This window comes from Paenibacillus ginsengarvi, assembly GCF_003626695.1.
GTDB classification, from domain to species: domain Bacteria; phylum Bacillota; class Bacilli; order Paenibacillales; family NBRC-103111; genus Paenibacillus_AB; species Paenibacillus_AB ginsengarvi.
Genome location: NZ_RBAH01000003.1, coordinates 63,641 through 87,641 on the forward strand (window position 1 = coordinate 63,641; position 24,001 = coordinate 87,641).

The window sequence follows — 24,001 nt, forward strand, 5'->3', positions numbered from 1 at the left end:
CTACCGCGAATCAAAGCTTTACTGTCGTGATCGAGCCGCCGGAACCGCTCAAGTTCGGCACCACCAGCTTGCCAAGTGGCAAGGTCGGCGTCACTTATGCGCCGGTAACGATCGAAAGCTCCGGCGGAATCGGCAAACGCACCTACTCGCTGGTCAGCGGCGCTTTGCCTGTCGGGATGGCTCTAACATCCTCGGGCGTATTTTCGGGGGCGCCGACCGTCGCCGGATCGTACACATTCACCGTCCGCGTGACGGACGATCAGTCTGCTACCGCGAATCAAAGCTTTACTGTCGTGATCGAGCCGCCGGAACCGCTCAAGTTCGGCACCACCAGCTTGCCAAGTGGCAAGGTCGGCGTCACTTATGCGCCGGTAACGATCGAAAGCTCCGGCGGGTTCGGCAAACGCACCTACTCGCTGGTCAGCGGCGCTTTGCCTCCCGGAATGGCCTTTTCCTCCTCGGGCATTTTCTCGGGTAAACCGTCGGTCGCCGGATCGTATACGTTCACCGTTCGTGTAACCGACGGTCAGCCTGCCAGCGCGAATCAAACGTTCACCGTCGTTGTAAGTCCGCCCTGATGATGCTGCGTAAAGCTATATCGGCTAAGACTCGCACTCCAACCTATCACCGCATAGCAAACGTCTGATGGTCAATAGCGAATAAGCCCGAGCTGAGCTCGGGCTTTCTGCTTTTCCTACAGGTTTGCGCTCCAGATACTTTGGAGCTTTCTCGCATCCGACTCCAGCACTAGTCTCGCTGAAGCCGATATGGTCCCTCCCTCCTCTTGGATCGTATCCAGAAACTTGTCAAGAAAATGAAGCGCCTGACTCATTCTTCCGCTGCCGAAATGATGATTGGCCTGACTCATCGAATTCGACAGCTTTGCTTCGGTGGGACGCCCCAGCGCGTTCGCTTGCACGAATCCGCTAAGCAGCGCCAAAATCGACGATGGACTTGTCGTGACACGAATCGTGAACGTTTGATCTGTCACATTGCCCGCATGATCGCTCACGGTAACGCGAACCGCATGATCGCCCGGCCGGCCGGCCCACGAGATGGGGGTGCCTTCCCCGTATACGGCTCCGTTCACCGTAATCGATCGGGCTGCCACGCCCGACAACGCCTCGCTTGCCTGCAGCGTCAACACGGTCGTCTCGCTATCCTCCACCTGTATCACCGGTGTCGCCGTGACACCGTTCGCGTATACAACGACGCTTGGCGCGGTCCTGTCCACCTTCAGCTCCGCCGTTTGTACCGCCTCTTCCTTCCCGGCCGTATCGACGGATCGGAACTGGATTCCATAGATCCCCTCATCCAGCGTAAAGGGCCCGGTGTAAGGGATGAAGCCGTGACTTTGCTGGCCGTACGCGCTGGCCGTAACCGTAATTGCATATTCCGTTCGCTCCACCCCGGAGTGCGTATCATACACTTGCAATGTGACCGTGGCTGGAGAGCGATACCAACCGCCATCTCCCGGCGTTCCGCTCGCTTGAAGCTGCGACACCGGGGACTGCTTGTCGATGCGCACCGTAACGGCTTGCTCCGGCTCGGCGTTGCCAGCGGCATCCTTAGAACGATATTTTACTACGTGTGTACCGCTATCCGAAAGCGTGATCGGGCCCAAGTAAGGAACCCAGCCTGCCCCCGCGTTTAGCTGATATTCGGTCGATGCGACAGCGCCTGACGGCCCGTATACTTGCAGCGTTACAGTCGCATCCGACGTATACCAGCCCTGATGCTGGTCACCGGCTACTAGTGCAACCGTCCGAAGTGAAAAGGCCTCTCGCGTGAGCGGAATGCGGAATGCTGCTCCTTGCGCGATGTCGTACACATACCCTTTGCTGAAATCGTTCGGATCGACAAAGGAACGAATCAGCGTACTGTCGCCGATGTCGAGCCGGTACCGTCCCGAGCCGAGATCGGTCGCCCCGATAATCCGGCAATCGTAGCGCCCACGACATCGTCCAAAGTTGCCCCAGCCAGATTCATGTTAACGACGATTTCGTTTTGGACGGACAGAGTTCCGGTAAAGCTGGCAACCGTCCCTTGAAGCGCTCCGGTTTCGCTGCCGGCCGTCTCGCCGATCGGCGCGATGAACGAGCCGTCATGCACGTACCGGTACACGTTTTCGCCATCTTTCTCGGAGTAAACACCCATGAAACCTTTGAACTGAAGCTTGTCTTCGATCGTATACAGCGTTTCCGTATTCAGAGCGTTTACGATATAGTCGACTCGGCCGTTTGCGAGCGTAACTTTGACCGCCTTGACGTCGTTGCCGCTTACCACCGTTCCTCCCGCTTTGACGACAGCAGGCTCAATCGAGGCGATCGTCCGGCTATCCTTGTACGGCTCCAGCACCGAGGTGAACAAGCTGTCCAGATTCGTACCGCTGCGATGGGCGATGAAGTAACGCAGCGTCTCCGGGTTGCCGGGTTTGTTCTGCGGCGGTACGCCGTCGGCCAGCGCTACGTCGTCAATGGGACCGAGCATGGTCAGTCTCAGATGGATATTGGACGATGACAGCACCTTCCACGTATCGACCGCTTTCCAGTCGATGCTAAACGTCGATTGCGGATTCATATCCCTCGACACATTCTTCAGATAGTGGAACCCGCTTCCCTTATACCCGGAGCCGGCAACGTCATCGACCCGCTGCCCGTATTCGACGTCAGGCCCGGCGTACGTGCCGGTCGGCTGCGCGGTCATGGACAGCCCTTCGACCGAAGCGGCACCCTCCGCCCCATGGAAGCTGAAATGATGATCGCTGCCGCCTTTGATCCGGAAAAAGTCCACCGCGTACGAATTGGCGCCGTCGATTCGGATCATTGCCGTCGTCCGCTTGTACAGCTCCGTTTGCGGGTACACATCCGGCGCCTCGACATCGATCAATTGCACCATTCCGCTATCGTCGAAGTGCTTCGGATCGGCGACCCACTGGTTGCCCTGCATCTTTTTATCGACCATAACGGTGTTGTGGCTGATCGTATTGCGAACCCACTGCGCCCTGTGCATATCTACGCTGTCGGCAAATTCCGGATAGCCGAGATCGGGCGCCAGATCGAGCCCGAACGCATGCATGCCCAGATGGAGCGTATCTTTATGGCCGTGACCGGTGTTGCGTCCGTAATACATCCAGAAATCGCGCAGCGTATTGCCTTGCGGTCCGGCGTTGTCCCGCACCGCGCGGGCATTGGCGTCAAGCAGATTGAGGCTTCGGACTCCCATCTTGTAGTTCGTCGATTCGGCTCGTTTACCGAGCCCTTCGAAGCTGATCTGGTGCATGCCCGCCGTGAGTGTCATCTGGCCAAGCACCTCATACACATTCGTGTTCGACCCGTAAAAGTCCATGTCGCGGACCGGCTGCCCATCGATCGAAATCCGGTAAATGCCGTACGACGACGCGAGAAACGGCAGCAGATCGATTTCATAGTCGTCGGTATGGGATACCTCAAAGCTATACGTGATGATCGCCCCCGGAGCCGTCGCTTCGAGCTGCATCGTTCCCGATGCCTCGAACAGCTTCACCTCCGTATTGCGGTAAGCGATGTCCATCGACGGAAATCCGTAGGAGAGCCCAAAGCTGCCCACCACATTCCTTCCGTCGCGAAGCGCGGCGAAGCCGTATCCCGTCTTATTGTCGCTGCCCAGGTCGAGCGTTCCGTGAAGCGCCACGGCGTCGCGAATGCGCTGCGAGATTTCGTTCGGATTCACCGAGAATATGTCCTTATGGATACCTTCGGCACGATTGCCGTTCAGGAAGTAGGCAAGCTGGGCGTAGACCGGATCGCCGAACTTGTCGAACGCCTTGACGACGTCCGCCAGCTTCACCGTCGATATGCCGGGGTTGCCGGTCGAGCCGGTGTCGCCGATATTCGCCAAATACTTTTCGCTCAGAACGAGCGGGTAATAAGCCGAGAACATTTTGCGGAACTTCACATTCGCGTACAGATCCGCTTCCGGATACAGATCGTACCCGTCCAGCACGTCGGCGGTCAACTGATCCGTAGACAGCCACAGCGAATTGTAACCCGGCGACGCCTCGTTGCCGTGTCCGTCGCGGTCGACGACGCTGATGAGCGTGTTCAGGATGTTTCCTCCGGTGACGCCCGGCGGGTTGGACGTATTGCCCCCCGTCTGGAACGTGAAATCGAGCCACTCCTTCGTCTGAGGCAGTGTATCGTAAACAACCGCTGCCAGCGCGAGCGCGCTCTGGTGCATGCCGTCATTGCCCCGAATCCGGGCCGCCTTGACGTTCGGATACACCTGCTTCAGGATGCCGTCCTCGATATTTCTCGCGATCGCGCCTCCGCTGCTCTTCGGATTCGTCAGCCGGTACTGGGTCGACTTGGCATCCAAAAACTGCGCCAGCAGCGAATCGCCCAGCGCCGGATGGAAGGCGTCGTAAGCGGAGATGAAATCTTTGACGAGTCCTGTCTCCCAGATCGAGCCGACCGCTTTGCCAAGGCCGGTGCCCCCGTGCGAATTCAGGTAAATCGTTTTGTCGTAGAGCATCGTGTCCATATCCGGATACACGTCGGCGATCCGGTCGAGCAGCACTATCCCTGCTCTTGCATACTTCACATCCCCGGTGTACAGATAAGCGTTGCGGAACGCATTCAGCGAATCCTGAATCGCACCTGTGCTATACCAAAGAAACCAATGCGTGTAATAGGCGACGAATGTGTAGCGCTCGCCGTTTTCGTTTACCCAGCCCAAGCCGTCGTCAACACCCCATGTCGGCCCCTTTTCCGGATACAGCGTATTGACCAGCAGACTGCGGTCCGCCAGCTTCGGCTGGAAGATGCCGTGCTCATCCAGGCCGCTCCGGTAATAAGCACCGAAGTCGTTCGTCGGAAATTTGTAGCCGCTGCTCGGATCGACAATTTTCCACGGTTCGTTCAGTGGGTCCGCCTTGTACGGATAGTTGCCGTACTGATCGATCGCTCTGCCCGTAATCGGACTGCCGAGCACCTGATTGACCCCGTAGCTTCGGGGCAGGTTCGGACCCGGTACAAGCTCCCATATGTAGTCCAGACCCTTGGCCAAATATTGGTCCGCTTTGGCTACGGCGCTATCCTTGGAGCTTTTCGCCCAATCGTATAACAATACGTTCTGACGGGCAGCCGTCACCTTGGCCGGCGTGTAGTAGGTGGATCGCGTCTTACTTCCGACCACGGCAGTGGATCGCTTGAATGTAACGTCGTCAAAATAAGCCGTTCCGCTCAAGGCCGCGATTCTCACTCTGGCGGACACTGCACCTGCCGGTGCCGTTCCAGTGACAGCGAGCCTGCTCCACGCGCCGGATGCGTTCGCCTGCGACGGAGAAGAGCTGAGTATGCCGCCGCCCGCATCCATAAATTCCATATAGATCGCGGCAGTGGCTGCCGGTGTATACGTCGAGGTGCTGACGGATGCTTCATACGCGAGTCCCGGCGATACTGCGATCGGATAACCGGTCAATCCGGGTGAAGGGCCGCCCGACGGCGCGATTTTGACACTGCTGGCGCCATGCGACGCCTTCTCGCCGGTCCACTCGACCCCTTCCGTTCCGCTCCAGTAAAGCGGCTTGCCCGCTTCGCTCTGTTCGAAGCTGCCGTTATTCATATTTACGGTTGCATCCGGCGGAATCGCATGAAACGTAGCGTCGTCATAATAGGCCGACCCTACATTCGCCTTATGCGAGTAAAAGCGGAGTGTAGCGTACGCCGAGTTTGCCGGCGCCACCCCCACCACCCGGATCTGTTTCCAGGTATTAAGCGAATCGTTCGTGCCGTAGGGCGTTGCCGTATAGTTGCCCCCTTCATCCCAGAACTCCAGATACAGTTGGGAAACTCCCTGAAGATTGTACGACCATACAGCAGCTTCGTACTTTTCCCCCGGTGTAACCGCGATCTGGTTACTTCGGACCATAACGCTCCCGGTGCTGCTCGTATCATTGATTATGACGCTGTACGAGCCGGAATGTACCTGCTCGGTCGACGCTTGGGAGGCGGCAGCCATCGTCCAATATTTGGGGACTCCGTTTACGAGTTCCTCTACATTCCCGTTCAGAAGCTGCGGCTGCGGTCCGGTTAGTACCCGCTCGAACGTAGCATCATCATAATAGGCCGACCCCATATTCGCCTTATGCGAGTAAAAGCGAACCGTAGCATACACCGAGTTTGCCGGCGCCACCTCTGACACCTGGATCTGCTTCCAGGTATTAAGCGAGTTGTTCGTACCGTACGGCGTTGCCGTATAGTTGCCCACCGCATCCCAGAACTCCAGATATAGCTGGGAAACTCCCTGAAGATTGTACGACCATACAGCGGCTTCGTACTTCTCCCCCGGCGTAACCGCGATCCGATTGCTTCGTACCATTACGCTCGCGGTGCTGCTCGTATCATTGATTTTGACACTGTACGAACCGGAATGTGCCCGCTCGGTCGAAGCTTGTGACGCAGCAGCCATCGTCCAATATTGGGGACCCCCGTTTACAAGCTCTTCTAAATTTCCGTTCAGAAGTTGAGGCTGCAATCCATCTGCTCTCGCCGTATCCGGCGCTAAACCAAACAGACTGCTTACACAAAGCACCATCGTCATCAGTATGGCTACGAATCGCATCCGTCGCCCGAGCACATTCCGATTCATCTTATCAGTCCTTTACTGGGTCAGATGGTTTCTCCCGCTTTGTCGTCTCTATTTGATCCGTTCGCAACTCCACCCGTAAGGGCCTTCCGAAACCACCATAGCTGCCAAAATATTGAATCACCCACCTATTTCTTTTGCTTCAGCTCTTCGATCTTTTTGTTCGCGGCTTCGTTCGCCTCGCGCATCGCCGTGTTCAAATCCTTCTTTTTGACGACAATGTCCGTATAGGCTGTCGAGAATTGAGCCGACACGAGCGTTTCTTCCGGCGTGTAGTCGCCGATCGCCGCCCGTTTCGCCGGGAACATGGCAGCGACGTTTTTCCCTTTGAACTTAGCCAGCCCCTGGCCGTACTGCTTGATAATCTCGGGGTTGTTCAACACGGTAGCGCGGCCGGCCCTCGTGTTAAGAGTCTGGTATTCCTCGGATACGAGGTACGAGACGATATCATACGCAAGCTCTTTGTTCTTGCTTAGATTCGTAATGGACAGGTAGGCCGGATAGCTTTGCGGCCCGACGCCCGGCGCCTTATCGTAGTAAGGCACGCTGACGACATCCCAGTTCATGTCTTCGGGAGGCGTACCGCCGCTGTAGTTCGTATACATGGCCGCTACGCGATCCTTCTCGAACATGGCCCGCTGGGCCGCGATCGCCGAGTTCGTAGCATTCCACTCCATGCCGGATATTTGGTAAAATTGCACGATGCTCTTCATATACTGCGCCCAGTCGTCGGAATCGAGCGTCGCTTTGCCGGTTTTCGCATCGACGAATTTCATTCCAAGCTGGTTCGTGTTCGCTTGGTGGCCGGGCGACGTCACATAGCCGACGTATTGGACGCCGCCCTCATTCCGGGTAAGCCGTTTGGCGAGCTCGAACACTTCCGTCCACGTCATGTTGTCCTTCGGGTACGGAACTCCGAACTTGTCGAACAAATCCTTGTTATAGAACAATCCCGCCGAAGCCGTCCAGACCGGCAGCGAATAAAGCACGCCGTTCCCGAGCTTACGCTGGAATTCGATGGCGCTGGGCTCGAATTTGTTCAGATCCATTTTTCTTGCGCTGATGAACGGAGTCAAATCGACCTGAATTTTGAAATCCTTCATCGTATTCGCATAGCCGATCGAATCGAACACGATATCAATGGTTGTATTGCTCGCGATCAAATCGGCCATTTTGGTGCCGGCGGCATTGGGGACGAAATTCAATTTGACGTCCGGAAATTTTTTGCGGATCGCATCGCCGTATTGCTCGTTGAAGCCTTTCTCGTCCAAGGAGGCTCCCCCCGTATACATTGTAATTTCCCGCGGACCCGTGTTAACTGGCTTAGCCGGCTCTTCGGCTTTAGGCTCCGGGGCTCCCGTAACTTCTTTCCCGTTCGTACCGCCGCCACATGCGGCAACTAAGGTAGCCATCAAAGCCATTGCAAGCGTAACTGAAATTCCTTTTCCGTTCATTATTTTTACCTCCTAAATAAAATTGTAAGCGATTACATTAGCATTTGAACAGCAGCTTGCGCCTTTGCTCCTGCGTTAAGGCGCAATTTCCACTGTATAGGGAGTCTTGTCGTGCTGCGATATCGATTGAACAATGCGCTCACACAACTCGTCTTCGTCGATCATATCCGCCCAGTACGCCTTAAGCTGGTAAAATAGTCTCGAAAACGAAGACATCGGAAGTTGAAGCTCGCTGATCGCCCGGCAGGAAAACAAGATTTCGCGAAATAATGGATAACGTTCCGGACGACGCAGCATCGTCTTGCCGGACTTCGGCGGTAAATGCCGAGTGGCGGGAAGGCTGAGCGTATGCTGCGAAATAAACTGCTGCGCAAGCGGCGAAGTGAGAAAATCGATTAGAAGCTTGGCTTCTTCCTTTTGCTCGGAACCTGTGTTTATTCCGACCCCCATACCAATCAGCATCGTTCGCGGCTCGTCGATGAACGGAATAGGCGAAATGTCATAGTCGATCTTCGCATCCTTCCACATGTTCAACCCCATATAGCTGTTGAGAACCATGGAGAGCTTGCCCTCCAAAAACATCTGAAGGCTGGTATTGTTGCCTTCCGACAAAAACATGGGAAACACCTTACGGTTTTGAATGATGCTCTTGCATACATTCATACTTTCCAGCAGCCGTGTGCCCCGAAGCTCCTTCAACCGAGTGCCTTCCCATTCGAACCGTTCGCAGCTTTGCAGCAAGAAAATCGGCCATCTGTTCATGTGATGAACCTGGTAGCAGAACCCGTATCGGCCCCGACCGTCATACAATTTCTCGGCGCTTCGCATCAGATCGTCCCATGTCCAACTTCCATCGGGCTCTGCAAGTCCGCATTCGCGAAAATGCGCCTTGTTGTAGCACAGCACGATCGGAGAAAAAATGAGCGGCTGCAAGTAAAGCGTTCCATCATATGAAAACAGGCTGGAAAGCTGCGGGTACAAATCCGGATGTTCTGAAAGCGCCTCCAATTTACTTGCGTGGCCGTCTTCAGCAAGCAGCCGAAATTGATAATCACTCATCATGATGAGATCAAACGGCTCCATATTTCCTTGATCGTCGATTTCCGGAATGACGTTCGGATGTTTGATTTTGACCGTAATCCATGGGTACATCTTGCCGAATTCGGCGAGTAGTCCGGAAAGCTCGAGATTAAGCTTGGAAATAGGCATGCATACCAGCGTTAGCGTAACTGGCGTGCGGCTTGCGCCTTCCGGCTTGATCCGGTTCCCCACTCGGGGTATTTTCTCGATCAATCCTTCGGCAACGAGCATATCCAGCCCTTTCCGGATCGAATTGTTGCCAAGTCCGAATCTTGCCGCCAGCTGCTTCTCCGAAGGCAGCTTCGCTCCCGCGGCGTGTACTCCTCCCCTGATCTCATCACGCAATTGATCAACCATGATCTGCAACTGCTTGAGAAATTGATCGGTTGTCGGTCTACCTTTCATGGTCTGTTCTCCTAATTCGTCATGTCCTCGATTGTAATTCTCTAAATTGCTGCTTGACCCCCTCATCTGGTTTTCATTTTTTTGAGAATCAGATGCAGAACAGTGGTGAAATCGTTCTATAATACAACGTATACAGCAATATTTTATGCGTGTCAATACAAATTATGGAAACCAGATATGAACGAAATATGAAAACCACGATTTCGAATTTTAAAAAAGCAGACTGCGATCCTATCCTTCGCAGCCTGCTTACGGTTGTTGCAGCTATAGCGGCCTCTCAGCCAAAATAATCGAGGCTCATGGCCTCCCGAACCTCTTCCATCGTTTCCCGGGCTATTCCGCGGGCACGCCGGGTCCCGGACAGGAGGATGTCGTCCACGACATCCGGTCTCGCTGCATAATACGCCCTGCGTTCCCTCGTAGGTTCAATCAACTGCTCCAGCGCGGAAGTAATAAGCGCTTTACAAGCAGCGCAGCTAATGGTGCCTTTTTCGCATCCCTCCCGAATCTCGGAAACCTCGCTTGAGCGGAACGCCCGATGGTAAGCGTATATGGGGCATACATCCGGGTGTCCGGGATCGTTTTTACGAATGCGGGCCGGGTCCGTCGTAGCCCGTTTTATTTTATAAGCAATTTCCTCTGTGGTGGAATCCAGTTCGATCGAGTTGCCGAGACTTTTGCTCATCTTAGCATTGCCGTCCGTACCCACCAGCCTTGGCATCTCGCTTATGAGCGCTCTAGGCTCCACAAGCACAGGCTTATAAAGCTCATTAAATCGGCGTACGATTTTCCGCGCTAATTCCAAATGCGGAAGCTGGTCGTCCCCTACCGGAACGATCGAGGCTTTGCAGAACGTTATGTCGGCCGCCTGACTGACAGGATAACCAAGAAAACCGTAGTACATATCGTCCAGCCCGCTATGTTTCGACTCGGATTTAACCGTCGGATTGTGGCGCAATACATTAACCGTAACGAACATGGAGAACAGTACGGTAAGCTCCGCAATTTCCGGAATCATGGACTGGACAAAAATCGTTGCCCGGTCCGGGTTAATGCCTATCGCTAAATAATCGAGCGCTACCTCGCGCAGATGGCTTCGGATCAGGTCCGGCTTGTCGAAATGCGTAGTTAACGCTTGAACATCCGCTAAAAGCACATAGGTATCATATTGCTCCTGTAAAGCAACACGATTTTTTAAACTGCCGACGTAATGGCCCAGATGGAGTTTGCCGGTAACCCGGTCTCCTGTCAATACTCGCTCTGTCATGGAATAACACTCTCCTTCGAATTTTTCCAATAATCAGTAACCCCAAAGCGCCGTTCAAGTCGATTCGGATTTGCTGCACAATCGACCGCGGCCACCAACCATCCTCCATGGCCATCACCCCCTTATATGAGCTTCGCTCAAAACCTGTACATTCTGATGTTGTACGCAAAAAAACTCCGTCCAAATAAGGACGAAGTTGTCGTGGTACCACCTTAAATGACCGCTGCGCTGCGCAATTCGCAATCGCTTCGGTCTTCTCTGCACGGTGCGGAGCTCGCATAAGAACGATCTCGATACCGCTCCCTTGATAACGGCGGGATACCCGGCATTTCCCTACTACATCTTACCGATGGTTCGGGAAAGCAACTCCAAAGGCCATTCGAACACACATAGGACACCGGTTCGCAGCAACCACCGGCTCTCTGCAAGTCCTTGCTTGTATGTCTACTTACCCTTTTTCTGCGTTGTTCTGAATATAAACCTCATATTACCACGATAGGGTTTACCGATCAATATGTATTTGCGCCGCCCGTAACCATTCCTCAGCCGATTCTTTCTTCAACCGCCCGGATAAAGTGCCCGTTCGGATCATAAAAGGTGAAATAACCGAAGTCATTCGTAAATACTGGTTCTGTATCAACAGGGGCGCCCGCTTGTTTAATCCGTTCAAACAAAGCAAGCAGATCATTCGTTAATAGCTCCACCATCGTCACATGCCCCGTGCTGCTTGTGATAAAAAAGGAGCGAGGAAATACAAACTTCAATGGCGTGACCTGTTCCGGTCCGGTTTCCATCAAAAAAAGACCCGGCCCGTTACCATTTTTCAATGCCACATGCGCCTCCCCAAACGAGTAGTCCGCTGAAACCAGTTCATAACCCAACACATCGCAGTAAAAATCCACCGACTTTTTCAAATCCGTGACTGGAAATCGCATACTGCAGTAACCGATCACATCCGCGTTGCTCGTTTTCTTGTTCAGCATGTTAACTCGCTCCTTTCGGGGTTGTTTACTGATACCTTATAGATGCCATCCCCGGCTTAAATCTATCTTTTGGGAGAACTTCACTCGGCAATAAGATCTTTATTTATAACGCCTCCACCGATCGTAATTTGATAGCCGTTGAGATCCCGGAATGTAAACTCGCTCCAATGGCTTGTGTAATGCGGTTTTCGAACGATGGTTATAGGTTTATCCATAATCTCTTGAGCAAGCAAATCCACTGCATTGGTGTAACAATAAACATCGAAATATTGCTCCTCATAACGGGAGCTGATCGGCTTTACCTCGTCTTCTTCTCTCGCTTCCAAAAGGATGAGAGTCAGCTTATCTCTTGAAACATGGTGATGTTGTACCTTGGAACCAATGACTTCATGTGTAAAACCTAAATCCGTGTAAAATTTCACGGTTTGCTCCAAATTTTTAACTAACAGCGCGAAAGAGGAGCCTTTGATTTCGATTGCTTCTTGATCATTCATACGATCCTGTCCCTTTCCAGTTATATGGTTATATTTTTCGATTTCTGTCATAGCTCTCCAACCTGCGTCTCACGAGGTTCTATCGCTACCTGATCAGCTATCCTATTCTTTCGGTGCATACGCGCCTAATTCATTTCCGAACGGATCCACGAACTTAATCACCCAACCGAAGCCTTCATCTTGGTACATTCTGATCATCGAATTATTGTCGGTTAACGCGGCGTGCAACGCTTCTATATTTTTGGTCAGAAACATGAATGCAGGCATTGGAAAATCATCTTCCGACAGCCATGAAACTTTCGTGTCTTTACTGCTATGATGAAGCATTAATAGCGGTCCCTGAGCAAATTTTAACCATCCTGGAGCCATAACCTCTAATCCAAGCACCCTAGAGTACCACTCGGTTCCTTTTTCAATATTGTTTACCGGTAACTGAACATGATCTACGTATTCGATCAACCTGTTCTTCGTTCTAGTAGCACCATTGTTTATTTGCTCCGACATATTCGCTTCCTCCCTGCTTGGTTGCTTACTCTCGATTCCTAAGCAGCTTTCTATAATGATCCATAAGCTCCATAAACATAGCTGCGTCACCGCCTGCATCGGGGTGATATTTCTTTGCTAGCTCCCGAAATCTCTTTTTAATGCTAGTCTCATCCGCATGAAATGGCAGATCAAGCCTTGAAAGGATAACGGGGTCGTAAATTCCACTTTCACTAATCATTCCGCTTTCTTTGTAAAGCTCGAAATAAATCAATGAAACATACTCATTTACGACGTTCATATATTCCTCATGACTCATCGATGCCAACAACTGCAATGAATATTTAGCTTTACTGTTACTTGTGTCACTAAGCTTGAAGAAATTGTCCCAAATGAGATTTTTTTCGGGCTGATTGATACCGTTAAACCGGATTCTCACTTCAAGTTTCTTTAGTTTCCGCACTTTCCGTTTGATCTCGTCCAGTCGTATCGGATTATCAGCCATTGTTCCTCCTACTATGTAAGATTTGTCCCTGCACCTTGCCTGTATCGGTTTCCAGATTTTACATTATTATATATGTACCGACTCGTGTCCGCCATAGCCCAGACTGATACGACAACAAGTACTCTTGATGTTGAAACACCTGAAATGAAAACAAATATTCCTGTTGATGAAGTACATGAAACGGCAACAAATACTGCTGTTACTAAAGGAGAAGTGGTACCATTGTATGCCGTAAGTATTGAGTCACCTGAACAAATAAAGATAAAGGAAGTTTTTTCGATGACTGCAACATTGTTGAATTCAAGCAGCAATCGGGTTGCAATCAGGCATGCTTCGAAACTTTTCAAATTTATAATTAAAGACAGTAAGGGGAAGCGAGTTAATGTAATTGCAATGGCAGATGTCGGAAAAGTGGGACCATTCGGGACAAACGAAACTTTAACAGAACAATACGAGTACAAATTGGAATCACCAGGACAGTATGAGGTTTCAGCGATTGCGGTATTTCAAATTGGTGATGGAGAACATCAAGAAAATTATGAGCTGGAGACAAATAAATTAGTGATTGAGGTTATGCGGTAATTAATAGCATTGTCCATTCCGAAAAGGTTAACAAAGCTCCAAATAACGACTAAGCAGACTTTTCAGCCCTTTCGCTTCCCAATAAGAAGTCGGAAGGGCGTTGTTTGTGTTCCGGGAAAAAAGCCGCGTTTTTTTCTGATTCAACAGGCTCTTCCGCGTTTACGAGACGAGCTGAGGCAAGGTAGCACCTGGAGGATGGATGGACTAGCAAAGTTGTTGTTTGCATGCCAATACAATTGAACTTTCGTGTCCGTTAACCGTGATAACAACTCAGTTAATTTATTTTCAATGATTGATTCCGTTATCATAGTTGCTTGCCTTACGGCAATCGGTAGTTGAAGGATGCACTACTGAGATTATAAAACCTTCACGATCTGCTCCAATTGTTTTAAACCTTTTTGTTCTGCGTACTTCCCCTGTCTCACATGGAGTGCTATCTGTTTGAATCTTTCAGGCTGCATGTAATAATCCGCAGCTTTCCCTTCGAACGGAAGTAAATCCGCCGCTGCCTGGAGATGCAAGTGAATTTCCCGATACGTATCCGCTGCATCCACGAGCATAGATGCCGCCGCACCACCGATACGCTCCGAAGCCTCCAACAAAAATTCGGCGGCATACTTGCGGCATTCCGCCCAACATTGGCCGTTGTACGAAAGTGCAAACACATCGGGTTGATCGCTCTCGACCGCATTGATCCAATAATCATAAGCTTCACGTCCCGATTTGTACGGAGGATTCACCCACTTGGCAGGACCCGCCGCATGCTCAAGCGCAAACTCCAGCGCCTCTTTCACAACATCTTTATCCTCAGAAGACCTGCCGGGTTCCACCCAGTACATCTCCAGCAATCCGATATGAACGGTCCCCAGCCTATCCCATGGCACCGGCTTGTAGCCTTGAAGTACGATCGAATCCCCGCCCTTGGACATAATTTCACGGCTGCCGCCGAATTGCCCCATATATGTCGGGCCTTTCAATTCATATCCATTTGTCGCCGCCAGTTCGCTCAACAAGCGTAACGTCTCCGGATCTTCCAGCAATACGTAGCTCTGATCTCCAAACACGTCCAACCGTTCTTTGATCTCCTCCGTCATCATGAAGACTCTTTGATTATTGCGGCCAGACCAATTGTCTACGCCATATCCGGAAAATAAATATTTCCCCTCTTCATATCCATTGACGACATAATACTCAGGCATGGCCAAGTTATATCCGTAACAAGGGTAGCCGCGATCAATCGCGTATACCGTGTTCTCCCAAGACATCTGCTGCTTGGTCGGAAAATCTTCATCCTGCTGAAAACCGTATACGCCGTTCACCGTAAATCCGAGATTGTTGCACAGATTCATCATCGGTCCTTTATACCACGATCCGCCAGCGCCATAACCCTGCTCATCCATAAGCAGAATGAACGCGGAACCCGTGCCGCCAAACAGCCATGCATCCGACATGTTTTTCCCAAAATAAATGATGCTTCCTTTAAGGCAACCGAGTTGCGTGTTCCAGAACGACTCCCATTTGAGACCTTCCAACTTTGCCATCGTAATCTCCCCTTCCATTTACCACTATCATATCCGGGGCACTACGACATATCGTGTCATCCTCGATATGGAAATGTAATTTTTTCTCCAAAGTGTTACTGTACAAATTCCGCAGCCACTTTGGTGATACAATCGAGACTTCAACAGGACTGGCAAATAAAACGGCAAGGAACCGATTCGGATCGTCGTATTCAACACGGTACAAGCCATTTTCCACGGCGGTGAATCGAAAAGGAAATGTGCCTACATAGGACGGTTTGTTGATTCGAACATATGCCATATTGGCCTCATCAGCCAGTTCGGGCACGATCTCCGCTTGCTTCAGCAACGGTGTCAGGTCAAACCTGTCTTCGGTTAACCTCGCCTCGATCAGCCTCTTTAGGGCAAAGAATCGGATCAGCCTGGTTGGCTCGCAGTAGCCGACAACGTAATTGTCGCTTCCATAAGAATAGATTTTGTACGGTGACAACCGAATTTCTCTGTTTATTCCGTTGCCATCAACGAACGTTATATCCAGCTTCGTATAAGTTTCAATAGACCTATTGATCGCATCGAAAATACTTAACTCCTGCTCATCGATAGGAAACAGCGGCAACGCGATTTCCCCTTCATCTGCCCCGCCCAGTTCGATTAATCTGCGGAACAGCTTTGACAAATGTCTTGCATGCTCTGACTCCAGCTTGCCGTATTGTTCGGCCAAATAAAACAAGCCTTGGCGCTCCTGCTCGGTGACAAAAGTGTTTACAAGAACAAATGCCTCATCCGTATAAAAGTACCCTTTTCTCCTGAAATCGTATTCGACCGGCGCATTCAGCGAATCGCGCAAATATTCGATATCTCTGGCGGCTTGTCTCGTTGAAATGGAAAACTGTTCGGCGATGCTTGAACAATTGGGATATTGCATTCGGCGGATTTGCATATCAATCCAATGCAACCGATGCATGTTGCTCATGTACATCAACTCCAATCCGATTCAGATGATATGCGCCCAGAGGCTCCGGCCCTTGCTCCGCACGACAGGTTGTGCCGTGCCTGCCTTTTTCATTCGTTATTTTACTCCCATAATACGGTGTAAGCTTAGTCGATAACGTATCTTTACATTCGTCATTTATATATGTATTTCCTTGTTTTGCTATCACCATTGTCTAATCATGCCTAGTAATACACCGATAATTCTCAAAATAGTACCGTTAGGTAATGTAGGCTGTTTTGAGAATGTCGATTACTTACTTACTAGCGAGCCTACAACAAACAGGGCCGTCTCGATCATCATCTAAAATATCTTGGAGACGGCCCTGTTTATGCGATTATTCCACCGGTACGACGGTTGTGCGATATATTTTGCTGAACGAAAGGTTCGTACAATCGATATCGAATGTTTGCAGCCGAATCGCCGCAAGATTTTTCGGCAGCCAAACCTTGCGATTCTCCTCGCACAATCGCGTAGGTTTGTTCTTTTCGACGAAGAAATCAAGCAAATCTTATCGAATATAAATCCGCGTCGCGCATCCGCGCGGTCAATACCACTTCTTTGTCTGCAAATTTTGCAAGCTCACCGTTATCAAAGGTTATCACTCGGTCAATGGAATCACCGAAAATCTCGCAGCTTTCAAGTGTTTCTCCCGTGGACGACCGCAAAGTGAAGTATATATAACCCCGTGCCGATGTCGAAAAGTTAATCCTCATCTCACCGCTTGTAAAGGTAAACGGCTTGGTGGTTATTACTTTTTCGGTATAACCGGCGTGCAGCGAAACGAACCCATCGCAGCGTATGGTATACCGCCACAATTGTGCCGGCACATTCATCCAATGATTGTCATAACTGTATAATGACAACTCGGGCGGTTCGCCTTCTACAAGGGGAGGCGTTTCGATGAGCCCGCGTGCCGGAAAGCAGTCGCCGTAAACCCAATTCGAACCGTTTTCCCTACCGGGGCGCATAAAAGCCTCATCATACCGCGTAAAATTTAAACCGTCGCGGGAAACCATAAATACGCAGTCTGTAACCGCAAGTCCGTAACGCTTGTGTATCTTCATGCGTTCAAGACGTTTTTCTTTTCCGCAAAGCTGCTCAAAACTGCCGCTCCATTCGGGGCGTTCTACATATCTCGACGGAAAACCTATATACATATGCGGTGCGCGGACATACGGCGAAACGCAGTTTGTATAAAGCGGATAATCCTCCGAGTCTCCAAAACAAATCAGTTCGGGGTCGCTCCATTTTTTTCCGTCTTCTGACCAAATGTAACGTATATCGCGTATTCCGGCGTTCCAGTCGTTGCCTATGATATTGTGGAACCCGCGTATATATCCGCGATATATCCCCGCAAGCTCGTCCCAGAAAACAACGTTGAGAGAATCCATATATCCTTTTGTAGTGATAATATCGCCCATTGTAAAGTGAAGTCCGTCGGGGCTTGTGAACATTCGAAGCTCAATTCGCTGCCCAAACTGCGGATTATTATATTTTCCAACGCCTTTATATTTCTCGGACGCAGGAACGGCAGGGTTATCATCGCGGAAGACCATAAAGTTATCAAAATTATTGGTATTTTTGTCTAAAATAATATTGTTCTCGCGCGAGCCTTCCCATTCGCAGATTCCGAGCGCAGGCTTTGTCCATGTAATTCCGTCGCGGCTTTCGGCATAACAAACACGAATACCATTCGTCGTGTGATCCTTTTTGTCGGGGCTAAACATCTGCCAGGCAAGATAGTACATCCTGTGTATACCGTTGTCATGTAAAATATTGTGGTAATTGCAACCGTCTCCCTCCCACGGTGCATCATGGTTTATTGCGATATGGCGGCGAGTCGGTTCATGCAAGCGGAATTCTGCCGTCGTTTTGGCATTGTCAATCAAATAGTCGTCGAAAAAGCATTCGCGTTTTGATGAAATGTTTATCATGTTATACTCCTTTATTGTCAATAATGTTGTCGAAAGATGAAAATTGTGCGCTATTGTCCGATCTATGTACCACTGCCATCCGCCGGACACTTTAGATTTAAATGTGTTCCCTTTAATAATGCCACCCGTATTGGCGACTCCTAAAATATGAAACACATAGGCACTCCCAACGACATCCCGAATAACAGTATTACCCTTAACTACCCAATCAGTTGAATTTCCTCTAACCCGTACCACCCCCGCTGCAGCCTGCCAGCAACAAAGCAACGGCCAGCAGCAACAACGGAATCATTGTAAAACGTCTCTTCATTCTCACCGGACCATCTCCCCCTATTCCTTCCCTTCATCATATCGATCCCGGCCCCGGACGCCGGAACAATTTCAACCTACCCCATCATCGGCGATCTTTTCAATCACAATATATTAAAACCGTTGCAGCGAGCGGCTTCCAGTCCCAAGTTCAACGAGTTGAATATTGTGATACAAAAAATATCCCACCTTCATATCCCCCCCCATTTCATTTTCGCGGGAAGTGAAAAAGCCGACAGTGTTTCCTGTCGGCATGCGAGTCGGACTGATCGTTCAGCTATCGGCGAGTTGCGGCTTTTTCTCCATGTTCCGCGTAAACAACAGCTCTCTGTACTCGGAAGCAGTGATGCCGGTGTACATTTTGAATACTTTGGCAAAATAACTGTTGCTGTTGAAGCCAGAGCGTGTGCCGATGTCGGCGATTTTCGTCCGGGAGTCGGCTAGCAGCCGCTTTGCTTCCTCGATACGGAATTCGTTCAAATATTCGATCGGAGTCCGGCTGTACCTAAGCGAATTGCTCCCAAAGATGATCGTCCACTTGCTCCGCACGAAAGGTTCCACCGCGCCTGTTTGTGGATGGACGCAAGCGAAACTGACAAGCGTTCAACAACCACCTGACCCGACCGCCTCACTGTGGCTGGCTCCGGGGTTCCTGCAACTGTTTTCAGCAAGTTCTTGTTTGCAAGCTGTTGAACAAGAACGCCAAAAAGGGCTGCAACAGCCCCCAATCCGCGTTCGACGCGGCCTTACGCCTTTCCTTCTTCCCCTGTCGCGATCGGATTCTCGCTATACGAAAACAATCGCTCCAGCTTCTTATCCCCCCACGAACCCCCATACTCGGAAGGTTCCAACGCTGGAAAGTATAGATTCCGACCATCGCTGTGGGAATGCCTCGGAGGATATGCCAACGCCCATGTGCAACGACCTCCCTTGGCTACGCTTGGGAGGTCTTAGTGAGCAAGAAGCCCGGGGACGACGGGGCTTTCGAAACAGTATAATTTGAGCCGGGGCAAGTCATCCACCTGTGGCTAGGTCAAGCCGAACGGATCGCCAACAAAAGGCCAAGTGAAGCAAGGTAGTAACCCAAAGGTGGATGGGCCGGGGTATGGACGGACAGGGTTTGTTTGCAAGTTGTTGAATGGTTGTTGGCATGCTGTCTGCAACTCGCTAAAAGATCTCTAGTAGAATTAAAGATAACGAAGCAAGTCGTTACCTGTGGTATCATCAGCCGGTTGTGCAATTCCTAACGCACGCGCTTGTTTTACCCTATCTATTGTTTTCTCTTCTACTGCCCAAAACCGATTCCCATACGGATCGCAGAACATCATTATAGGTTCACCTCCACCTCCATCGAGAATAATCTCACCGACGGCTACACCGCTTTTAATTAAATCTGAACGTAATTCCTCGATATTATCTGTAGAAAATTGCATGCTGTAATGCGGATTCCGTTTAATTTCACCTGTGTACCAAAGACTATTTTCATCGTCTTCTTCTCCAAAAAGTAGAATTTGTTGCCCGTTTTCCAGTTTAAGGCTCGCTATCCCCATAACCCACTCAATTTTAAATCCGAGCACATTAGCATACCATTGTATTGCTCTTTCATATTCCTCGGAATTCCCCGATCCCGATTTACCAACCGGAATGCCTACCACAAGTTTTTTCACACCAAAAGACATTTGATTTCCTCCAATATTTTATATATTTCACTACAAACCAACAATAACATATAATTTTCCTTGATTTAATAAAATTGTCCTTAAGCATTGGCGACGACGTGGCATTTTTACAATGTTGATTCCGCGTGGTTATTGCAACCGTTTTCAACAAATTCTTGTTTGCAATCTGTTGACAGAAAAGCCCAAAAAGGGCCGCATCAGGTCACTTGCCCACCACCTGACACAGCCCCCAAACCCGCGTCCGACGCGGCTTCTCGGCTCTTACTCTTCTCCCGTCGCTACCGGATTCTCCTCATAGCTAATCCAATCGCTCCAGCTTCCCCCATACAGCTTCACGTTCGGAAAGCCCGCCTCTGTGAGCGCCAGCACATTCGGGCAAGCCGTCACGCCCGAGCCGCAGTAGACAACGATCTCACTGTTCGGGTCGAGGTCGACAAAACGGGCCGTCTGCCCGGACGGCTGCTTCCAGCGGCCGGACTCGTCCAGCGCCTCTTTCCAGAACCGGTTGATCGCTCCCGGGATATGCCCCGCCACCGGATCGATCGGTTCCGTCTCGCCGAGGTAACGCGGACGTTCGCGGGAATCGATCAAGGTCGTACCGGGGCGGCCCAATCTCGCCTTTACGTCCTCCATCGACAGCAGCATGTCCGGCTGAATCGATACGCGGAATTCGGAGGCGGCCGGAGCCGGCACTTCCGCGGTGACCGGATACCCAGCCGCCTTCCAGGCGCTGAAGCCTCCGCTCAGCAGCTTGACCTTGTCATGCCCGGCATAGCGGAGCATCCACCACAGCCGCGAAGCCATCGCCCCGCCTTGATCGTCGTATACGACGACCGTTTTCGACGAATCGATTCCCGCCCCGGCGGCTACCTTCGCGAAATCGGCCATATCCGGCAGCGGATGTCTCCCTCCGTGCGTGGTGATCGAACCGGACAGATCGCGCTCCAGATCCATATAGACGGCTCCCGGGATATGTCCCTCGGCATAGGCGTCACTCCCTGTTGCCGGCTGCCCCAGCGCAAACCGGCAGTCGGCGACGACTACATCCGCATCGCCGAGCCGCTCCGCCAGCCAATCGAAATCCACAATCGCACTCATCGCTGCATCTCTCCTTCGTTTCCTCCATCATACCACCGGCTTCAATAGCTGATCAATGCAGCCATCAGCAAGCCTGTCGCGAAGCTGAGCCGGGAAGAGAAGATGCCCACGCTCACGTTGCCGTTCGGAATTTCCGAGACGACGCGGAAAGGCGTCACAAGCTCGAACAAGTAAAACACGACGACTTGAAAAATAATGCCGAGTATGCCCCACATCGCCAAATCGAGTAAAGATACCGAATGGAAAATAGCCGAGGCGAGCACGAGCGACAGCCCGATCACTTTGCCTCCCAGATCGTGAGCGGCCGCCTTCGCGGCTCCGATTTTGCGCGGGTCGTCGGTATTCGCCCCTTCCCGGATCAGCTTGTATTCGTTGTATGGCGTCGTTAACATAAAGGCCATCATGCCAAATGCCAGAATTGGCAGCGTAACGCCCAAATAAGTCAAGAAATTCAATATGCTCGCGAGTTGATCATTCATGTACATCCTCCTTCTCCAATCCGACTGGTACGTAATACGCCAGATTGCCGGTAATTCTCCCCCCGGCGCGCGCCACGATAGCGGAAGCTCGGCCTCCGATCCAGAACGAGCCCCACAGCAGCCTCGCCTCGGAAACGCCGCCCTCATGCCGGATCGGCACGACCGGCAGCTCCACCCGCTCCTGGTAGATCATCGGCTGCTCCCAGTACAGCTCCTCCCGGTCCCGCTCAAGCGGCGTCCCGTCGGCTTCGTACAGCGTAACGCCTCCGCCTTCTCGCCCGAGTATAGGCTTCGTCACGTAGCCGCAGCGGCCGATAAACCGGTTCTCCAAATACGTCGGCAGCATGTACGTCCGGATCGCGTCGCGCTCTGCCTCCGTATAAAACTCCCCTGCCTCGTACAAGTTCCAGATGAGCGCCTGCAGCGCCTTCGTCTGCGCAATCAGCGCCGAAGGCGGGTTCAGCACGGCCAGCTTGCGCTCCGCCATAAGCTCCAGCACGTGGGCCCCCGTCGGATAGCCATCCGTATCCCGGTCCTCCGCCAGCTTCTCGAGCGCGTGCAGCCGGTACAGCAGATCGATCGGCTCGTGCCGTCCGTCCCGCAGCAGGCATAACCGGTCCCCATACACGCGCAAATCGGCGAGTCCCGCGAACCGGGCCGTCTCCAGCCCCGACTGCCGCATCAAATAACGGGTCGTTCCCGCATCCTCCTCGTGCCAATCGAGCGCGCTGAATACGATCGTATCCAGCGGATAGCCGAGCGAGCGGTACGCCCGCACAGCCTGCCCGAACGCCTCGCGGATATGCTCCGCCATTCCTGCGTTCGGATCGGCCATCCCGTATGCGGCGCATACGCGCCCGTTCACATGAAACGCCTCGACGATGCCCGTAGGCGTATCGCTGTTGAACTCGAGCATTTTCAGCCCCCGCTCCGTCCAGGCGAAATCGAACCGGCCGATGATCGTGGGCAGCCGGTCGGATATGGCGATACGGACCGCCCGCCACGTTTCGGGCGGCAGCCCCAGGGCGCCGAACAGCTCTTCGCCGCCTTGCCTCACAATCTCCGCCGTCCGCGTGATCAAAGCGCCCAGCCGGTCTGTAGCTTCCGCAAGTTCCCTGCGGCGGCCCGCAGATAAGGGCAATAGATCGGCCAGCGCGTACTCCTCGTCATACATCCGGTCCCACGTAAAGACGCCCTCTTCCCGAAGCGGACCATAAATCCGCTCCCGCCGCTCCTCGTAGCTCACCGTACGCCTACGCCTCCTTCCTTCGCCGCTCGCCGGAGGCGTCAACTGCTGCTGGAGCCGGAAGAGCTGCCGATCCCGCCCTTCGACGCCTTGCCGGACGAGATGCCGGACGAAGCTTTGTACGTGCCTCCGTCCGAGCTGGTCACGCCGCTTCGCGAATACACCCGGCTCCCGTTTACATAATGGTAGCTGCTGCCTACCGAGCTGCCGTCGTCGTCGCAGTACCCGTCGTTATTTTTATCCCAGCATTCCCCTGCCGACACCTGTCTGCTGCCGCATCCCGGCGCGATCACGAGCGCCGACGCGACGAACAGGCTGACAAGCTTGCGGGTTTTTCCGCTTTCCCAGTCCACTGCCGCTCCCTCCCTGCTGCCAGTCCGGCTTCCTCTACTGCGCCCGAACCGCATAATATACATACACCTTCCGGTCCTCGTCCACTTCCGCCGACGTCTTCTCCCACTCCGTGCCGTCCCACCCCAAATAATCGCTTTGCAGGTGCAAGAGCGCGTCGTCATCGTCCTGGAATTGAAACACGTGCACGACCGGGTAGCGGGACGTATGCTCTATATATTCCCGAAGCTCGATCCGGATTCCTCCCCGGTAGCCGTACAGCTCCGTCCCGCCCGCCGACGCCTGCTCCTCCTCAGCCGTCTTCACATAGATGACGTAAGCTCTCGGCTCGATCGCGCACGACGTTTTCTCGTAGACGACCCCGTCCTTCACCAGATAGTCGCAGGCAAACCGGAGCGATACTTCATCCTTGTCGATAAAATCGTAATAATATAACAGCGGGAAGCCGTTCTCCTCGTCGAACCGCCTATACTCGAGTCTGGCCATGCGAAACCTCCTGTTCTTTGGAAAA

The 24,001-nt window shown here is 52.1% G+C and carries 21 protein-coding genes, 1 pseudogene and 1 other annotated feature; of the genes and pseudogenes, 2 read left to right on the forward strand and 20 right to left on the reverse strand.

What is annotated here, in order from left to right; translation table 11 throughout:
- Positions 1-578, forward strand: a 578-nt coding sequence (locus D7M11_RS05335; RefSeq protein ID WP_193556119.1) for a putative Ig domain-containing protein, incomplete at its 5' end; no start/stop codon positions are given.
- 116 nt (positions 579-694) lie between these two features.
- On the opposite strand, the gene D7M11_RS05340 is transcribed toward D7M11_RS05335, so the two are convergent.
- The 9 genes from D7M11_RS05340 to D7M11_RS05380 form a co-directional block, all read right to left on the reverse strand.
- Complete coding sequence (locus tag D7M11_RS05340; protein WP_120746134.1) at positions 695-1,831, reverse strand: OmpL47-type beta-barrel domain-containing protein; 1,137 nt, start codon at positions 1,829-1,831, stop codon at positions 695-697.
- Positions 1,832-1,872: 41 nt separating this feature from the next.
- Positions 1,873-6,630: a carbohydrate binding domain-containing protein gene (locus tag D7M11_RS05345; RefSeq protein ID WP_120746135.1), complete on the reverse strand. Its 4,758-nt coding sequence runs from the start codon at positions 6,628-6,630 to the stop codon at positions 1,873-1,875.
- A gap of 125 nt (positions 6,631-6,755) precedes the next feature.
- Positions 6,756-8,081: an ABC transporter substrate-binding protein gene (locus tag D7M11_RS05350; RefSeq protein ID WP_120746136.1), complete on the reverse strand. Its 1,326-nt coding sequence runs from the start codon at positions 8,079-8,081 to the stop codon at positions 6,756-6,758.
- A 75-nt stretch (positions 8,082-8,156) separates the two neighbouring features.
- The gene (locus tag D7M11_RS05355; RefSeq protein ID WP_158606460.1) at positions 8,157-9,566 is read right to left on the reverse strand and encodes an extracellular solute-binding protein; all 1,410 of its coding nucleotides are present in this window, start codon (positions 9,564-9,566) and stop codon (positions 8,157-8,159) included.
- A gap of 277 nt (positions 9,567-9,843) precedes the next feature.
- The gene (gene trpS, locus D7M11_RS05360) at positions 9,844-10,833 is read right to left on the reverse strand and encodes a tryptophan--tRNA ligase (RefSeq protein ID WP_120746138.1); all 990 of its coding nucleotides are present in this window, start codon (positions 10,831-10,833) and stop codon (positions 9,844-9,846) included.
- A 183-nt stretch (positions 10,834-11,016) separates the two neighbouring features.
- Positions 11,017-11,304, reverse strand: a binding site (T-box leader).
- A gap of 71 nt (positions 11,305-11,375) precedes the next feature.
- Entirely contained in the window at positions 11,376-11,816 is a 441-nt protein-coding gene (locus D7M11_RS05365) for a VOC family protein (protein ID WP_120746139.1), read from the reverse strand.
- An 80-nt stretch (positions 11,817-11,896) separates the two neighbouring features.
- A complete protein-coding gene (locus D7M11_RS05370; protein WP_120746140.1) occupies positions 11,897-12,361 on the reverse strand; it encodes a VOC family protein in 465 nt (154 codons plus the stop codon).
- A 51-nt stretch (positions 12,362-12,412) separates the two neighbouring features.
- Entirely contained in the window at positions 12,413-12,814 is a 402-nt protein-coding gene (locus D7M11_RS05375) for a VOC family protein (RefSeq protein ID WP_120746141.1), read from the reverse strand.
- Between the two features lie 25 nt (positions 12,815-12,839).
- Positions 12,840-13,298: a J domain-containing protein gene (locus D7M11_RS05380; RefSeq protein WP_120746142.1), complete on the reverse strand. Its 459-nt coding sequence runs from the start codon at positions 13,296-13,298 to the stop codon at positions 12,840-12,842.
- A 144-nt stretch (positions 13,299-13,442) separates the two neighbouring features.
- Here D7M11_RS05380 and D7M11_RS05385 point away from each other — a divergent pair, with 144 nt between their 5' ends.
- Complete coding sequence (locus D7M11_RS05385) at positions 13,443-13,880, forward strand: hypothetical protein (protein WP_147433400.1); 438 nt, start codon at positions 13,443-13,445, stop codon at positions 13,878-13,880.
- A 27-nt stretch (positions 13,881-13,907) separates the two neighbouring features.
- On the opposite strand, the pseudogene D7M11_RS37895 reads toward D7M11_RS05385, so the two are convergent.
- The 11 genes and pseudogenes from D7M11_RS37895 to D7M11_RS05440 all read right to left on the reverse strand — a co-directional run.
- Positions 13,908-13,997, reverse strand: a pseudogene (locus tag D7M11_RS37895) (group II intron maturase-specific domain-containing protein); the annotation flags it as partial.
- Between the two features lie 239 nt (positions 13,998-14,236).
- Positions 14,237-15,421 carry a hypothetical protein gene (locus D7M11_RS05395; RefSeq protein ID WP_120746144.1) on the reverse strand — a complete coding sequence of 395 codons (1,185 nt, stop codon included), beginning with the start codon at positions 15,419-15,421 and terminating at the stop codon, positions 14,237-14,239.
- Entirely contained in the window at positions 15,360-16,373 is a 1,014-nt protein-coding gene (locus D7M11_RS05400; protein ID WP_158606461.1) for a helix-turn-helix transcriptional regulator, read from the reverse strand. The genes D7M11_RS05395 and D7M11_RS05400 overlap by 62 nt, the downstream gene beginning before the upstream one ends.
- A gap of 518 nt (positions 16,374-16,891) precedes the next feature.
- Positions 16,892-18,484: a hypothetical protein gene (locus tag D7M11_RS05405; RefSeq protein ID WP_147433401.1), complete on the reverse strand. Its 1,593-nt coding sequence runs from the start codon at positions 18,482-18,484 to the stop codon at positions 16,892-16,894.
- 426 nt (positions 18,485-18,910) lie between these two features.
- On the reverse strand, positions 18,911-19,186 hold the full coding sequence (locus D7M11_RS05410) for a helix-turn-helix transcriptional regulator (RefSeq protein ID WP_158606462.1): 276 nt from the start codon (positions 19,184-19,186) through the stop codon (positions 18,911-18,913).
- 638 nt (positions 19,187-19,824) lie between these two features.
- Positions 19,825-20,316, reverse strand: a complete 492-nt coding sequence (locus tag D7M11_RS05415) for a VOC family protein (protein ID WP_120746148.1) — start codon at positions 20,314-20,316, stop codon at positions 19,825-19,827.
- 261 nt (positions 20,317-20,577) lie between these two features.
- Positions 20,578-21,414 (reverse strand): sulfurtransferase, encoded by an 837-nt coding sequence (locus tag D7M11_RS05420; protein ID WP_120746149.1) that lies wholly within the window; start codon positions 21,412-21,414, stop codon positions 20,578-20,580.
- 41 nt (positions 21,415-21,455) lie between these two features.
- Positions 21,456-21,893, reverse strand: a complete 438-nt coding sequence (locus tag D7M11_RS05425; protein ID WP_120746150.1) for a DUF350 domain-containing protein — start codon at positions 21,891-21,893, stop codon at positions 21,456-21,458.
- Positions 21,886-23,139: a glutathionylspermidine synthase family protein gene (locus tag D7M11_RS05430; protein WP_240040961.1), complete on the reverse strand. Its 1,254-nt coding sequence runs from the start codon at positions 23,137-23,139 to the stop codon at positions 21,886-21,888. Before D7M11_RS05430 ends, D7M11_RS05425 begins: the two co-directional genes overlap by 8 nt.
- 41 nt (positions 23,140-23,180) lie before the next feature.
- Positions 23,181-23,492: a hypothetical protein gene (locus D7M11_RS05435; protein WP_120746151.1), complete on the reverse strand. Its 312-nt coding sequence runs from the start codon at positions 23,490-23,492 to the stop codon at positions 23,181-23,183.
- A 34-nt stretch (positions 23,493-23,526) separates the two neighbouring features.
- Positions 23,527-23,976, reverse strand: a complete 450-nt coding sequence (locus tag D7M11_RS05440; protein WP_120746152.1) for a hypothetical protein — start codon at positions 23,974-23,976, stop codon at positions 23,527-23,529.
- Between the last annotated feature and the right edge of the window lie 25 nt (positions 23,977-24,001).